At 63.4% G+C, this 14891-nt stretch carries 13 protein-coding genes; 9 read left to right on the forward strand and 4 right to left on the reverse strand.

The window, feature by feature from the left end:
- Positions 1-3: 3 nt before the first annotated feature.
- Positions 4-906, reverse strand: a complete 903-nt coding sequence (locus AC4HIX_RS18175; RefSeq protein ID WP_490399996.1) for a substrate-binding periplasmic protein — start codon at positions 904-906, stop codon at positions 4-6.
- 18 nt (positions 907-924) lie between these two features.
- Entirely contained in the window at positions 925-1602 is a 678-nt protein-coding gene (pedF, locus tag AC4HIX_RS18180; protein WP_490399997.1) for a cytochrome c-550 PedF, read from the reverse strand.
- A 170-nt stretch (positions 1603-1772) separates the two neighbouring features.
- On the opposite strand from pedF, the gene AC4HIX_RS18185 reads away from it, so the two are divergent.
- The 9 genes from AC4HIX_RS18185 (at position 1773) to AC4HIX_RS18225 (ending at position 12150) form a co-directional block, all read left to right on the forward strand.
- Complete coding sequence (locus tag AC4HIX_RS18185; protein WP_490399998.1) at positions 1773-2936, forward strand: ABC transporter substrate-binding protein; 1164 nt, start codon at positions 1773-1775, stop codon at positions 2934-2936.
- The gene (locus AC4HIX_RS18190; protein WP_490399999.1) at positions 2933-3910 is read left to right on the forward strand and encodes a YVTN family beta-propeller repeat protein; all 978 of its coding nucleotides are present in this window, start codon (positions 2933-2935) and stop codon (positions 3908-3910) included. Before AC4HIX_RS18185 ends, AC4HIX_RS18190 begins: the two co-directional genes overlap by 4 nt.
- Positions 3911-3957: 47 nt before the next feature.
- Positions 3958-4419, forward strand: a complete 462-nt coding sequence (locus AC4HIX_RS18195) for a cupredoxin domain-containing protein (RefSeq protein ID WP_490400000.1) — start codon at positions 3958-3960, stop codon at positions 4417-4419.
- The gene (locus tag AC4HIX_RS18200) at positions 4416-5135 is read left to right on the forward strand and encodes an ABC transporter ATP-binding protein (RefSeq protein ID WP_490400001.1); all 720 of its coding nucleotides are present in this window, start codon (positions 4416-4418) and stop codon (positions 5133-5135) included. Before AC4HIX_RS18195 ends, AC4HIX_RS18200 begins: the two co-directional genes overlap by 4 nt.
- Positions 5132-5932 (forward strand): ABC transporter permease, encoded by an 801-nt coding sequence (locus AC4HIX_RS18205; protein ID WP_490400002.1) that lies wholly within the window; start codon positions 5132-5134, stop codon positions 5930-5932. Before AC4HIX_RS18200 ends, AC4HIX_RS18205 begins: the two co-directional genes overlap by 4 nt.
- 208 nt (positions 5933-6140) lie before the next feature.
- Complete coding sequence (locus AC4HIX_RS18210; RefSeq protein WP_490400003.1) at positions 6141-7907, forward strand: PQQ-dependent methanol/ethanol family dehydrogenase; 1767 nt, start codon at positions 6141-6143, stop codon at positions 7905-7907.
- Between the two features lie 140 nt (positions 7908-8047).
- Positions 8048-8743 carry a LuxR C-terminal-related transcriptional regulator gene (locus tag AC4HIX_RS18215; protein ID WP_475047300.1) on the forward strand — a complete coding sequence of 232 codons (696 nt, stop codon included), beginning with the start codon at positions 8048-8050 and terminating at the stop codon, positions 8741-8743.
- Between the two features lie 32 nt (positions 8744-8775).
- The gene (locus tag AC4HIX_RS18220; protein ID WP_475047302.1) at positions 8776-9945 is read left to right on the forward strand and encodes an FIST N-terminal domain-containing protein; all 1170 of its coding nucleotides are present in this window, start codon (positions 8776-8778) and stop codon (positions 9943-9945) included.
- 3 nt (positions 9946-9948) lie between these two features.
- Entirely contained in the window at positions 9949-12150 is a 2202-nt protein-coding gene (locus tag AC4HIX_RS18225; RefSeq protein WP_490400004.1) for a sensor histidine kinase, read from the forward strand.
- Positions 12151-12167: 17 nt separating this feature from the next.
- Here the strand turns inward: AC4HIX_RS18225 and AC4HIX_RS18230 are convergent, their stop codons facing one another.
- Positions 12168-12515, reverse strand: coding sequence for a DUF779 domain-containing protein (locus tag AC4HIX_RS18230; protein WP_490400005.1), 348 nt, complete (start codon positions 12513-12515; stop codon positions 12168-12170).
- 68 nt (positions 12516-12583) lie between these two features.
- Positions 12584-14128, reverse strand: coding sequence for an aldehyde dehydrogenase (adh, locus tag AC4HIX_RS18235; protein ID WP_490400006.1), 1545 nt, complete (start codon positions 14126-14128; stop codon positions 12584-12586).
- Positions 14129-14891: the final 763 nt, after the last annotated feature.

Below are 14891 nucleotides of genomic sequence, written 5' to 3' on the forward strand. Positions count from 1 at the left end.
ATTCTAGCGAAGTTCCGGCGGCCGGTGGCTTAGGCCATGAGCTGCGAAAATGGCGGCAATCCGGCCGTCCTGCAGTCCAGCGGCGATGGCATCTTCCACCGCATAGGCCAGCGGACGGTAGGAAAAGTGCACAGCTACGCCTGACGTCCAAGTCCCCGCGGAAAAGCCAGGCAGCGGCGGTGTATGGACCGCGGTCCGCGCGGTCAGCCCGGCCTCCAATTGCGCCAGAGGCCCCATCGCGGCTTTGACCTCCGCCTGATCCAGGCCCGCCATAGCCGCTGCCGCCGTCGGGTAGCGGCGGATATTGCCGCTCAGCTGGCCGCCGGGAAAGGCCGATAAATAGAAGTCGGCGATTGAGTCGTTCTCGACCGCGACGCTGTCGAAGCGGAAATAGGCGGGCACCGGCGGGTCTTCGGGATATGCGTCCCGGCGGTAGGCGATAGCCACTTCCTCCACATGATACTGGCCAGTGAACACCACTTGTTCGACCCGGCAGGCGAATTCGCTGTCATAGGGGACATGCAGCATAACGTTGGCCACGCTGCCGCCCACGATCGGCCCCTTCCAGACCCAGTTTCGCAGATCCGCATCCAGATTCTCGCCCGCCGCGCCCAGAGAAAACCGCGCTTCCACCCCCAGCTCCGCGGCAATCATCCGGCCCAAATCGATGTCTGCCCCCTTTATTTTGCCCGCCTCCTCGTAAGACCAGGGCGCGAAATCCTCGTAGGCGGCAAAGGTGATGAATCCGCGCTCGGTGATTGTCTCAAGGTCCTGCCCGACGATATCGCGCGAAGCATTCTGCGGTTTTGGCTGCGGCACATGGCTGGCGCAGCGGGCCAGTCCCGCCTGCGCCCAGCCGCAGAAAAGCGCTGCAAAGACGAGGAGACCGGCCAGCTTATGTTTCATCTGTCTCAGCCCTTCGGGTCAATGAGCTGCTGACAAGCCCACGGTCAAGGCCTCCGCGGCACCCGCAAAGTCCGGCTTTGCGCCATCGATCAGGCTGGCAGCCCGGTAAGCCACGCTGTCAGCCACCGGTGCGCCGGAGCCGGTTTCGACACCCTCTGCAATCTTGGCAAGCTCCGCCTGCAGCGCAGCCGCATCTCCGCCCCCGCCGCCGGCCATCGTTGTCAGCTCATCGCGGATTTCCAGCAGCCGGCCGGTGGCCTCGTCCAGGGCACCGTCATCGGGCCGGGTTTCCAAGTAGGTTCGGATCGCCCAGGCGGCCTTCTGGCCCAGCAGCTCCCCGAAGGCGGGCATCTTGGTGATGCCGTTCTGGGTGTATCCGCTGCGGAACCGCTCAACGAACCATTCGTCGCCGAATTCTTCTGCCTCAAGGTAGCGCAGGTCAGGTGCCAGCCCGCCGGAAACGCCGCCCAGCCCGTGGCATCGGGCGCAATTCTGGTTGTAGCCGCTGCTGCCGATGTCGACCGCTGTTTGCCAGACTTCCGCATCCTTGCCGCGATATGGGTTTTCGGTCAGCCATTCCTCTCCGACGTCTGGCAGGGCATCGGTATTCATCGGTTGCGGTGCGACATCTCCGTGGGCGAGCGCCGCTGTGGCAAGTGCTGCTAGGCCAAGGGCCGCAAGAGGCAGTTTGAACATGAGTTCCTCCCGTAAGTTTGAGCTTGCCGCAAGAATAGCCAGCCTGCGCCCTGCCCCGATACGCGACTTAAGTTGGAGAACCGCGCAGGCGGCCTACGACCTTGGTCCAATGGCAGCGAACCTCCGGGCGGCAGTACGCTCAACCCATCCAGACAAAACCGGGTGTTCCGATGCGCTTTCTGATCACATTCGTGATAGCCCTGTTGCCCGCTGCCTCTGCCGCGGCGAACGGGGTTGAGGTGCCGGTCATCTACCTGAAACAGCAGGAGGTGCAGCCCCCGACCCTCTCCAATCTTGATCCGCCGCCCGCGGATCTTGGCGAGACAGGCGCGCAGCTGGGGCTGGCCGACAACCGGACCACCGGCGGCTTTCTAGGGCACAGCTACAGCCTGGAGGCCATTTCCGTCCCTGAGGACGGCGATTTTGCCGCGGCTGTGCGGACCGCGCTGAGCCGCAGCAAGCTGCTGATCCTGGATGCGCCCAAACCGGCACTGCTGGCCGCTGCCGACCTGCCGGAGGCGCAGAATGCCCTGCTGTTCAACAGCGCTAGCCCGGACACCGGCCTGCGCAGCGGCGACTGCCGCCGCAACCTCCTGCACAGCCTGCCCTCGGACTTGATGCGCAGCGACGCACTGATGCAGTTTGCGCTGTCCAAGCGCTGGACCGGGCTGGCGCTGATTTCCGGCAGCCACCCGCAGGATCAGGCGTTTGCCGCTGCGCTGCGCCAGAGCGCCGCCAAGTTCGGGCTGGAAATCACTGCCGAGCAGACCTGGGACTATGGTGCCGACATGCGCCGCAATGCCGCCCAAGAGGTACCGCTGATGTCGCAGGAATTGGGTCGCCATGACCTGCTGCTGGTTGCCGACGAGCTGCAGGACTTTGCCCGCTATCTGCCCTACAACACTTGGCTGCCGCGGCCGGTTGCCGGTTCCGAAGGGCTAGTGCCAACGGCTTGGGCGCCGGTGGTCGAGCAATGGGGCGCGGCGCAGCTTCAATCCCGGTTCCAGGAGCTCGCCGGCCGCAAGATGCTTGCCCGGGACTATGCCGCCTGGGCCGCGATGCGAACCATCGGCGAGGCGGTGACGCGCACGAATTCCGCCGGCGCGGCAGTTCTGCGCAGCTTCATCCTGTCGGACAGTTTCGAGCTGGCCGGTTTCAAGGGCCGGCCGCTCAGCTACCGCCGCTGGAACGGCCAGCTGCGCCAGCCGATCCCGCTCGCCACCCCCCGCGCGCTGGCGGCGCAGGCACCCTTGCCCGGCTTCCTGCACCAGCACAGCGAACTCGACACCCTGGGCCTTGATGAACCCGAAAGCCGCTGCGGAGCCTTCCAATGACATCTATTGCAAAACCCCTTGCCGCGCTCGCCTTCTCAGCGCTGCTGGCCCCGGCCGCAACGCTTGATGCCGCGGAAATCTGGGTCACAAACGAAAAGGACGATACCATCAGCGTGATCGACATCGCCACGCTGGAAGTGGTCCGCACCATCGAAACCGGGGAGCGGCCGCGCGGCATCACCTTCTCCAAGGACTTCTCAAAAGCCTATGTCTGCGCCTCTGACAGCGACACGGTTCAGGTTCTGGATGCCGCCACCGGCGAGATCCTGCACGAGCTGCCCTCCGGCGAGGATCCCGAGCAATTCGTGCTGCACCCGAACGACCGGCATCTCTACATCGCCAACGAGGACGATGCCGTGACCACGGTAGTCGACACCGAAACCCGCAAGGTGGTCGCACAGATCAATGTCGGGATCGAACCCGAAGGCATGGCAGTCTCGCCCGATGGCAAAATCGCCATCACCACCTCAGAGACCACCAATATGGCGCATTGGATCGACACGGATACGCAACAGCTGTTTGCCAATACGCTGGTCGACTCCCGGCCCCGCCACGCCGAATTCACCGCAGGCGGCAGCGCGCTGTGGGTCTCCTCCGAGATCGGCGGCACCATCACCGTTTTCGACACCGCCACTCAGACTGAGACTGGAAAGATAAGCTTCGATGTCAAAGGTGTGCATCCCGACCGGGTGCAGCCAGTGGGATTTGCCTTCACGGCCGATGAAAAAACTGCCTTCGTTGCGCTGGGGCCGTCCAACCATATTGCGGTGGTCAATGCCGGGACGCTTGAGGTGGAAGACTACATCCTGGTTGGCCGCCGGGTCTGGCACATGGCGTTTTCCCCGGACAAGTCGCTGCTGTTCACCACCAACGGCGTGTCCGGTGATGTCACCGTGATCGACACCGCCAAGCGCCAGGCACTGAAATCCATCAAGGTCGGCCGCTTTCCCTGGGGAGCGGCGCTGCGGCCCTGACAACTGCCGCCCCCGCGGCAAACCGCATCCCGACAGGAGGACACCCGATGCTGAAATCCCGTATTCTTTCCACGGTTCTGTGCTTGGCCCTGCCCGCAGCCGGCTTCGCCGATAGCGATGATGACGATCAGGGCAAGGCGGGCCTCGGCCTCGCCGGGCTGTTGTCCGCCTCCAACAAAGAAGACCTGCCGCCGGTCACTTTGTCCGCAGGGATGCCACTGGCCGACGCCCCCTGGGCGCTGAAATCCGGCACCTATTACGAGTTCGAGATTCGAGGCGACGGCAGCCAGGAGCTGGCACTGACGGGCGCGGATTTCTTCCGCGCGGTCTGGATCGACGAGATTGTCGTGGAAGGCCTTGAGATCCGCCCGCTGGGGCTCGACAGCATCGAGTTTGACGAGGCCGGCGAGATGGAGATTGGTTTTATCGCTTTGAAACCCGGGAATTACCACCTCAAGGTGCCCGGTTCGACCGGCGATACTCAGCGGCTGGAGATCACCATCCAATGACCGGGCTTCGGGTGGAAAACCTGAGCTATGCCTACGGCACCCGGCAGGCGCTGGACAGGGTCAGCTTCCGGGTTGAGCCTGGCACCTTCTGCGCTTTGCTGGGCCCTAACGGGGCGGGCAAGTCGACACTGTTTGCGCTGCTTACCCGCCTGTTCACCGCGCCGCGGGGCAGGATCGAGATCGCTGGACACGACATGGCTCGAGCCCCGCGCAAGGCGCTGCGCGGGATGGGGGTGGTGTTCCAGCAGCCGACGCTGGACTTGGACCTGACGGTGCAGCGCAATCTGAGCTATTTCGCCGCCCTGCACGGGCTGCGCGGTGCCAGGGCGCAGGCCCGGATCGAGGCCGCGCTGGAGCGGCTGGAAATGCGCGGCCGGATGGGGGAGCGGGTGCGCGATCTCAATGGCGGCCACCGCCGCCGGCTGGAGATTGCCCGCAGCCTGATCCACCATCCCAAGGTGCTGCTGCTGGACGAGCCGACAGTGGGGCTGGATGCGGCAACCCGGCGCGCGATCACCGACCATGTGCACGACCTGTCGCGGCGCAAGGGGCTGACGGTACTCTGGGCCACCCACTTGACTGATGAGGTGGAGGACGCCGACCAGCTGCTGATCCTGCACCGCGGCAGGCTGGCGCAAGACGGAACCGCCCGCCAGCTGCGCGGCGGTCTGGGGCTGGCCGATCACTTCCTCAGGCTGACGGAACAGGCGGCATGACCGCCTGGCTGGCAGCCCTGACAGCAATCACGCAGCGCGAGGCGCTGCGGTTCATCGGCCAGCGCGGACGCTTTGTCGCGGCACTGGTGCGGCCATTGCTGTGGCTAGTGGTTTTCGCCGCGGGCTTCCGCGCCGCGCTTGGCCTGTCAATCACCCCGCCCTATGCCACCTACACCACTTACGAGGTCTATATCGTGCCCGGATTGTGCGGTATGATCCTGCTGTTCAACGGCATGCAAAGCTCGCTGTCGATGGTCTATGACAGGGAAATGGGCTCAATGCGGCTGCTGCTGACGAGCCCGCTGCCGCGCTGGTGGCTGCTGGTCTGCCGCCTGCTTGCCAGCACCGCGATCTCGATCCTGCAGGTCTATGTTTTCCTGGCGCTGGCAGCGCTGTTCGGCATCCGCTTTGGCTGGGGCGGCTATGCCGCGCTGCTGCCCGCCCTGGTCCCGGCCGGGCTGATGCTGGGGGCGCTGGGGCTGGCGCTGTCTTCGGTGATCCGCCAGCTGGAGAATTTCGCCGGGGTGATGAATTTCGTGATCTTTCCGATGTTCTTCCTGTCCACCGCGCTTTACCCGCTGTGGAAGATGGCCGAAAGCTCCGCGCTGCTGCGAGATATCTGCGCCGTGAACCCCTTCAGCCAGGCGGTCGAGCTGATCCGCTTTGCGCTGTATCAGCAGCTGAACGCCGCCGCGCTGGCTTGGGTGCTGCTGTCCGGACTGGTCTGGCTGGGGCTGGCGGTCTGGGGCTACGACCCGGCGCGCGGGCTGATCCGCAAGGCCGCGAAACCGGGCTGAGGCGGCCGCGGACACCGCTGGCTAATGCAGCGCAAACCCGGGCAGCAAGGCGCCGGGCTTTGTCGCGTTGCGCCGCCCTTCCCCCTGCCGCTGCCCGCATACGACCATTGTGCAATACCGCCCGCCCGGCCCGCCTTGGATACTGTGGCAGGCCGGCAGCCCGCGCAGGGCGGTGGCTGAGGAATATCCAATGAAAGGGAGGAGCCCAATGAACCGCTTCATCACGGCGGTCGCCGCGGGGACCATGATGGCGGGCGTCAGCCACGCCGGAGTCACCGAAGACGACCTCAGGAACGACCAGACGACCACAACGCAGGTGGTCACAAACGGGATGGGGCGGCACCTGCAGCGCTACAGCCCGCTGGACACACTGAACAAGGATAATGTCGCAAACCTGGTGCCTGCCTGGGCCTTCAGCCTGGGCGGTGAAAAGCAGCGCGGCCAGGAAACCCAGCCGCTGATCTACGACGGTGTCATGTACATCACCGGCTCATACAGCCGGGTCTATGCCATCGACGTCGAGACCGGCCAGGAGATCTGGCAGTATGACGCCCGTCTGCCCGAAGGCATCCTGCCCTGCTGCGACGTGGTGAATCGCGGCGGCGCGATCTATGGCGACACCTTCTATTTCGGCACGCTGGACGCCCGCATCGTGGCGCTGGACCTAAAGACCGGCGACGTGAAATGGCGCAAGAAGGTGGCCGACTACAAGGCCGGTTACTCGATGACCGCAGCACCGCTGATCGTCAACGGGCTGGTGATCACCGGCAACTCCGGCGGCGAGTTCGGAATTGTCGGCGAGGTGCAGGCACGCGACGCCGAAACCGGCGAGCTGGTCTGGACCCGGCCGGTGATCGAGGGCCACATGGGCACCTTCAAGGGTGAGGAAAGCAACATGACCGGCACCCTTAACGCCACCTGGCCGGGCGACATGTGGAAGACCGGCGGCGGCGCCACCTGGCTCGGCGGCTCTTACGATGCGGAAACCGATACCCTGGTCTTCGGCGCGGGCAACCCGGCGCCCTGGAACAGCCACCTGCGCAACGCAGGCACCCCGGTGGAGGGCAACGCGGGCGATAACCTCTACGCCGCGAGCCGGATCGGCATCGACCCCGCCAACGGCGAGATCAAGTGGCACTTCCAGACCACCCCGCGCGAAGGCTGGGATTATGACGGCGTCAACGAGGTGGTCGCCTACACCGACCGCAGCGGCAACAAGCGCTTTGCCACCGCCGACCGTAACGGCTTCTTCTATGTCCTGAACCGGGAAGATGGAAAATTCGTCAGCGCGTCGCCCTTCGTCAAGGACATCACCTGGGCTGAGCGTATCGACGAAACCGGCCGCCCGGTGTTCAATGAGGACAACCGCCCCGGAAACCCGGCGGATGCGGCCGACGGCAACAAGGGAGAGGTCATCTTTGCCTCGCCGTCGTTCCTGGGCGGCAAGAACTGGATGCCGATGGCGTTTTCGCAGAACACCGGCAATTTCTATGTGCCTTCGAACGAATGGGGCATGGACATCTGGAACGAGCCGATCAGCTACAAGAAGGGCGCAGCCTACCTCGGCGCGGGCTTCACCATCAAGCCGAACTACGAGGACCATATCGGCAGCCTCAAGGCGATCGACCCGGACACCGGCGACATCAAGTGGGAGTACAAGAACGACGCGCCCCTCTGGGCCGGGGTGATGACCACCGCGGGCGGGCTCGTGTTCACCGGCACCCCCGAGGGCCGTTTCATCGCCTTTGATGACGAAACCGGCGAGGAACTGTGGTCGTTCCAGACCGGCTCCGGCATCGTCGGCCAGCCGATCACCTGGGAACAGGACGGCGAGCAGTATGTCTCGGTCATTTCCGGCTGGGGCGGCGCGGTGCCGCTGTGGGGCGGCGAGGTGGCCAAAAAGGTCAACTACCTGAACCAGGGCGGCATGCTCTGGACGTTCCGCCTGCCGCGCCAGCTGGCACAAGCAGACTGATCCGCCCGGCAGAGGGCCGCAAGCAAGGAACACAGGCGCGCTTCCGGAGGGAGCGCGCCTGCCATATGCGACTTTAGGCGTATACCGCTGCTGCTGTCAGCTTGCTAAGCTGGCAGGAAAACAACAGCTCTGGTGCAAATATGCCGACACACACCGACACGCCGAACACTCCAGAGTTCCATGCGGCGCTGCTGGTGGATGACCACCCGCTTTTCTGTGACGCCTTGGCGATGACACTGCAGGCCGTTTCCGCGATCAGCAGCATGCACACCGCGCCGGCGCTGCAGGCTGCGCTCGACATGCTCGCCGGCGGCGTCCGCGTTGACCTGGTGGTGCTGGATCTGAACCTGCCCGACGTCAACGGGCTGGACGGGCTGCTGCGCCTGCGCAAGGTGACCGGCTGCCCGATCCTCGTGGTGTCCTCAATGGCAGACAACCGCATCGTCAGCTCAGTCATCCATGCCGGTGCCAATGGCTTCATCCCAAAACACAGCCAGCGCGATGTGTTCCAAAAAGCGCTGGAGACAATCAGCCAAGGCGATGTGTTCCTGCCCGACGGCTATGTGCTTCTGGATGGGGACTCGGAAAACAACGACGATGTGCTTCAGCGGCTGTCACTGCTTACCAACCAGCAGGCACGCATCCTGCAGCTGATCTGCGAGGGCAAGCTCAACAAGCAGATCGCCTATGAGTTGTCTATTGCCGAAACTACCGTTAAGGCCCACATCACCGCCATTATGCGGAAACTCGGGGTGCAAAGCCGCACCCAGGCGGTTCTGGCCGCCAAGCAGGCGAGCTTTGCTAACGTCTTGCAAGGCACGCCGCCGCCCGCCTAATCTGGCGGGCAAAAACGGGGAGGAGAAATAGGATGGACCCTGTCCATGGTCCGTCACGCACGTCCGTGGCGGAACCTCAGGTCGTCCGGTCCGGCTCGGTTGACTGCCGGGCAACGGATGCTGTGGAACAGCTCGCACAGGCGCTGAACCCCAACGGGTTATCGCTGGTGGTTCTGTTTCTGTCACCAGACACCGACGTTGCCCGTCTGATTGATGAGGCACAGCGCCGTTTTGCCCCGGCGCAGGTTGTCGGCTGCACCTCTGCCGGAGAGATTTCAGCGGCCGGCTATGTCGAGGGCGAGATCGTTGCCATCGGGTTTTCCCAGTCGCATTTCCAGACCCGCACCATCCTGATCGAGGATCTCGGCAGCTTTGATCCGCACAGCGTGATCGAACGGATGATCCGCAACCGCAATCACATGGCACAGGACACCGGTGACTGGGTGTCGGATTTCACCTTCCTGCTGGTCGATGGGCTCTCTACCAAGGAGGACACGCTGACCTCGCAACTGTCGGTCGGATTGGGGCCGGTGGCCTTTTTCGGAGGTTCCGCGGGCGACGGCACCAACTTCGGCAAGACATATGTGCTGCATGGCGGCCAAGCCCATTCCAACGCCGCCATCCTGATCCAGGTCCGCAGCCGCTGCCCGATCGAAGTGTTCAAGACCGACCACCTGATCCCGTCGCAGAAGCGCATGGTGGTGACCGGGGCCGATCCGGCCCGCCGGGTGGTGCATGAGATCAATGCCGAACCCGCGGCCCGCGAATACGCCCGGGTTCTGGGCAAGGATCCGGAACAGCTCACCCCCTTCACCTTTGCCGCCCACCCGGTCGCGGTGCAGTTCGGCGACCAGCACCATGTGCGCGCCATCCAGCGGGTTGCCGACAATGACGAGCTGGTGTTCTTTTCCGCCATCGACGAAGGCGTGGTGCTGACCCTGGCTGAGCCGGAGGATATGGTCACTCACTTGGAGCGCGAAATGGCCGCCCTCAGCGCCGAGCGCCGCCCAGAGATTATCCTGGCCTGCGATTGCATCCTGCGGCGGCTGGAGGCGCAGCAGAAACAGGTCTCGCAGGACATTTCCCGCATTCTGCGCGACAACCGGGTGGTCGGTTTTTCGACTTACGGCGAGCAGATCAACTCAATGCATGTCAACCAGACTTTGACCGGGGTAGCAATCTATCCGCCGGACGAGGGCTGAGCCATGGTGCATGAGCTGATCGACCCCAGCGACCCGCCGGAGCGGCAGAACCAGAAGCTGCTGAAGATCGTGGAAACCCTGATGCGCCGCGCCGAGCAGAGCTCGGATGCCTCCGGCGAGGCCTACGCCCAGTTCCAGCGCGCTGTGATGCTGGAGGAAGAAGTGCGCCTGCGCACCCGCGAGCTGGAGCATGCGCTGGACCTGCTTAACGAGTCGAACGCCAGGCTGGCGCTGGCCAATGCCGAAACCGAGGCCGCCCGCGCCAATCTGGCCAATGCGATTGAGACGGTGCAGGAAGGTTTTGCGCTGTTTGACGCGCAGGATGTGCTGGTCATGTGCAACACCCGGTTCGGCAAGCACATGGCCGATATCTACCATGCGCTGAGGCCCGGACTGAAATTTGCCGACTACGTGAATCTGGTGGCAAACAGCGCCCATCTAGCGCTGCCGGAGGGAGAAACCGCCGCCGGCTGGGAGGCTTACCGGATCGCCCGCCACAAGGACGACCATGCGGTGTTCAACGTGATGATGGCCGGCAACAGCTGGCTGCAGGTCAGCGAGCACCGCACCCCGGACGGCGGCACCGTGATCCTGCAAACCGACATCACCGACATGATGCGGCTGGAGCGGCAGGAGCGCGAGCGGCTGCTCGACGACCAGTCGCGGGTAATCAAGGCAACGCTGGAGCATCTCGACCAGGGTGTCTGCATCTTTGACGCCCAGAACCGCCTGGTCGGCTGGAACCGCCGAGCCGGGGAGCTTTTGTCGATGCCCGCGGGCAAGTTCCAGCTGGGCATGTTCTTTGCAACCCTGTACCGCCAGGCCGCGGACAGCATCCGGATCCTCGGCGGCACCCGGCCGGAAGAAGTCGAGGCTTGGGTTGCCAGCACCGCCAAGCGGGCGCCGCTTTCCTTCGAGATCGGTCTGGGCCGCGACCGCATCCTGACAGTCTTTGCACAGCAGATGCCGGACAAAGGCTTTGTCATCAGCTTTACAGATGTCACCGCCGAACGCGCGGCCGTCCGCACCATTTCCCAAGTCAACGAAACGCTGGAGCAGCGGGTGGCTGAACGGACGCTGGAGCTGGAGGACGCGCTGTCAGAGGCTGAACGCGCCAATGCCTCCAAATCCCGGTTTGTCGCCGCCGCCAGCCACGACCTTCTGCAACCTTTGTCGGCTGCCAAGCTTTATGTCGGCTCGCTGGAGGACGATCTGCGCGACCCGGGCCTCAGAGACCGGGCCGCCAAGGCGGGCAACGCCCTGGTGGCGGTTGAACGAATCCTCGGTGCCCTGCTGGACATTTCCAAGCTCGACTCCGGCCTCGCTGCCATTGACCGCACGGCCATCAGCCTTGACGCAATGCTGGACCAGCTGAAAGACGAGCTGGAGCCCGTTGCCCGGCTCAAGGGGCTGGACTTCCGGGTCGTGCGGAGCAGCGCCGTGGTCGATAGCGACGCCGCCTATCTGCGCCGCATCCTTCAAAACCTGGCCTCCAATGCAGTGCGCTACACCGATCGCGGAAAGGTTCTTATCGGAGTGCGGCAGCGGCATGGACATGTGCTGCTTGAGGTCCGCGACACCGGCCCCGGCATCCCCCCGGAGCATCAGGACAGAGTGTTTCAGGAATTTCAGAGGCTCAACGCCAAGGCCAGCCCTTCGGACGGCATGGGGCTCGGGCTTGCCATTGTAGAACGGGCTTGCCGGCTGTTGAAGCATCCGCTGAACCTCAGTTCCGAAGTCGGGCTCGGCACTTGCCTCTCGGTTGAGTTGCCGCTTAGCACGGCGGCGCGTGCGCCTTCGCCGCTGGCCGGCCCCAGCCCCCTTGCGGTGGTCCCGTTCGAAAACCGGATTGTCACGCTGATCGAAAACGACGCCGGTCTCAGGGCGGCGCTGGAAATCACGCTGGAGAGCTGGGGGCTCAATGTGCTCCCCTGCGCCAGCTGCGCCGAGGCCAGCGCACTGCTGCAGGAAATCGACATCTGCCCCGATGCTATCATTGCCGACTATCAGCTGGACAACGGCGCAGTGGGAACGGACGCAATTGCCTCCCTCAGGGCGCAGCACGGGCCGGTCCCGGCTTGCTTGGTCACCGCAAACCGCTCACCAGATCTGGCGGCGGCCTGCGCCGGACTGAACGCAGCGCTTTTGCACAAGCCGATAGACACAAGCGAACTGCGCGCATTCCTGGAGCGTGCTCTGATCTGACTAGCCCGCAAGCGGCTTTAGCGGAGACACACGTCCGAGCGAGTCAGGAACCGCTTTCCGCTGCCGTTTTCCAGCGAAAACATCCCGCCTATACCGTCGATGGCGTCGATCACCAGATCGGTATGCTTCCAGCGGTCATATTGATCAGCGTTCATGTAAAACGGCACAGCGCCGATCTCTCCAACCAGGACATCGCTGTCTCCGACGATATAATCCCCCTGCTGAAAGCACATTGGCGCGGACCCGTCGCAGCAGCCGCCGGACTGATGAAACAAGAGATCCGGCCCGAACTGCGCCTTCAATTCCCCGATCAATTGCAGCGCCGCCTCCGTTGCCGTCACAGTCATGCTCGTTGGCCCTGTCATTGCAGACTCCCCCGCCAAATGAAAGAAAACGGCCCCGGATATCCCGGGGCCGCCCGTCGTTCGGCTGCTCAGAAGAACCCCAGCGCATTGGGGCTGTAGCTCACCAGCAGGTTCTTGGTCTGACGGTAGTGGTCCAGCATCATCTTGTGGTTCTCCCGCCCGATGCCCGACTGCTTATAGCCGCCAAAAGCCGCATGCGCCGGATAGGCGTGATAACAGTTGGTCCAAACACGTCCGGCCTGGATCTCCCTGCCAAAACGGAAAGCGCGGTTGGTGTCGCGGGTCCACACCCCGGCCCCCAGGCCGTAAAGCGTGTCATTGGCAATCTCCAGCGCCTCGGCGTCATCCTTGAAGGTGGTGACGGACAGCACCGGGCCAAAGATTTCCTCCTGGAAGATCCGCATCTTGTTGTGGCCCTTGAACACCGTGGGCTCAATGTAGTTGCCGCCTTCCAGCCCTTCCAGGGCAGAGACATTGCCGCCGGTCAGCAGCTCGGCGCCTTCATCCTTGCCCAGTTGCAGATAGGAGGCGATTTTCTCTTTCTGCTCGGTTGACGCCTGCGCCCCGATCATCGTGTCCATGGACAGGGGATTGCCCTGCTTCACCGCCTTCACGCGCTCGATCGCGCGCGCCATGAAGTCGTCATAGATCGACTCCTGGATCAGCGCCCGGCTGGGACAGGTGCAGACCTCGCCCTGGTTCAGGGCAAACATGGTGAAACCTTCCAGGCATTTGTCGAAATAAGCGTCATCAGCGCTCATCACATCCTCAAAGAAGATGTTCGGGGACTTGCCGCCAAGCTCCAGCGTCACCGGGATCAGGTTCTGGCTGGCATACTGCATGATCAGCCGCCCGGTGGTGGTCTCGCCGGTAAAGGCGATCTTGGCGATCCGGTTCGACGAGGCCAGCGGCTTGCCCGCCTCCAGCCCAAAGCCGTTGACGATGTTCAGGACGCCGGCTGGCAGCACACCGGCAATCAGCTCCGCCAGAACCATGATCGAGGCCGGCGTCTGCTCTGCCGGTTTAAGCACCACGCAGTTGCCCGCCGCCAGCGCCGGCGCCAGCTTCCACACCGCCATCAGCAGCGGGAAATTCCATGGGATGATCTGACCGACCACGCCCAGCGGCTCCGGAATGTGATAGGCATAGGTGTCGGCGTCGATTTCCGAGATATGGCCCTCCTCGGCGCGGATGCAGCCCGCGAAATAGCGCCAGTGGTCAACACAGAGGGCAAGGTCGGCATGGATCGACTCACGGATCGGCTTGCCGTTGTCCAGCGTTTCAGCCGCGGCCAGCAGCTGGGTGTTCGCCTCCATAATATCGGCGATCTTCAGCAGCACGTTGGCGCGCTCGGTGGTCGAGGTCTTGCCCCAGGCCGGAAACGCCGCATGGGCCGCATCCAGCGCCGCCTCGACATCATCGGCGTTCGAGCGGGCAATCTCGCAGATCACATCACCGTTGATCGGGGTGGTGTTTTCAAAATACTGGCCCGAGCGGGGCGCGGTGAATTCGCCGTTGATAAAGTTGCCATAGCGCGGCTTGAACGGAAACTCGACGCCCAGATGCGCCGTGTCCAGTGCCGAGTTGGCCAGCCCGGTTGTGTGGATGTTCATGCCATTCCTCCCAACAATTGATCCAAGAAATGCAGCGGAACTGGCGGCCATGCACCTTCAATTGCAGGCACTCGGTCCGGTGCTGCTCAAAGGCTTAGACCATCGGCGGAAGCCGCGGTATTCGACCAAAGTCCCTGGTTGGGGCTGAACGGGGAAAGCCGAAAGGCAACCTGGCCATCTGCGGCACCGGCCCGATGCGCCGCATGTCCTGCAAAGCACTACCGAGATTTTCGGCAACCAAGCCAGCTGATTCCCGCCCGCGGTGCCCGCCAGCTGTCTTTACCCCGCTGAACCTGGGCCACGACTCTTGCCGATAAAGGGGACCAGAAGATGGCTCGGAAGCAATATTTGGACAGGGACAACCTGAAACTCTAGCTTGAGATCGAACTGAAGCTGGCGGATGGCAGCGGCATGCACACCAATTGCCGCGGTGCTGGTAACTGCGATGCGGGCAGCTACACTTGGCGGCACCAGTTCGGTGGCATGAGCAGGTCTCAATTGCTGGAGCTGCACAGCCTTGAGAACGAGAATACGAGGAGGAGGCCCCTATACCACAAAGACCGTTCAATCATCCTGATCCGGCCGAAGTATCCTAATCACGTCTGGAACGTGGACTTTGCTCAAGTCAAGCTCGGCAATGGCCAGGCCTGCAAACGCATAAAGTCCCGCCTTCGCGGTGCGTAAGTGATTGTAAATTTTTGGTTATTTTTGGTTGCGGGAGCAGGATTTGAACCTGCGACCTTCAGGTTATGAGCCTGACGAG

The sequence above is a fragment of the Leisingera sp. genome (assembly GCF_982940295.1).

Coding starts and splice junctions, on each gene's coding strand:
- AC4HIX_RS18190 (WP_490399999.1), top strand. CDS start 2,933: ATGACATCTATTGCAAAACCCCTTGCCGCGCTCGCCTTCTCAGCGCTG.
- pedF (WP_490399997.1), bottom strand. CDS start 1,602: ATGTTCAAACTGCCTCTTGCGGCCCTTGGCCTAGCAGCACTTGCCACA.
- adh (WP_490400006.1), bottom strand. CDS start 14,128: ATGAACATCCACACAACCGGGCTGGCCAACTCGGCACTGGACACGGCG.
- AC4HIX_RS18205 (WP_490400002.1), top strand. CDS start 5,132: ATGACCGCCTGGCTGGCAGCCCTGACAGCAATCACGCAGCGCGAGGCG.
- AC4HIX_RS18220 (WP_475047302.1), top strand. CDS start 8,776: ATGGACCCTGTCCATGGTCCGTCACGCACGTCCGTGGCGGAACCTCAG.
- AC4HIX_RS18210 (WP_490400003.1), top strand. CDS start 6,141: ATGAACCGCTTCATCACGGCGGTCGCCGCGGGGACCATGATGGCGGGC.
- AC4HIX_RS18175 (WP_490399996.1), bottom strand. CDS start 906: ATGAAACATAAGCTGGCCGGTCTCCTCGTCTTTGCAGCGCTTTTCTGC.
- AC4HIX_RS18200 (WP_490400001.1), top strand. CDS start 4,416: ATGACCGGGCTTCGGGTGGAAAACCTGAGCTATGCCTACGGCACCCGG.
- AC4HIX_RS18215 (WP_475047300.1), top strand. CDS start 8,048: ATGCCGACACACACCGACACGCCGAACACTCCAGAGTTCCATGCGGCG.
- AC4HIX_RS18195 (WP_490400000.1), top strand. CDS start 3,958: ATGCTGAAATCCCGTATTCTTTCCACGGTTCTGTGCTTGGCCCTGCCC.
- AC4HIX_RS18230 (WP_490400005.1), bottom strand. CDS start 12,515: ATGACAGGGCCAACGAGCATGACTGTGACGGCAACGGAGGCGGCGCTG.
- AC4HIX_RS18185 (WP_490399998.1), top strand. CDS start 1,773: ATGCGCTTTCTGATCACATTCGTGATAGCCCTGTTGCCCGCTGCCTCT.
- AC4HIX_RS18225 (WP_490400004.1), top strand. CDS start 9,949: ATGGTGCATGAGCTGATCGACCCCAGCGACCCGCCGGAGCGGCAGAAC.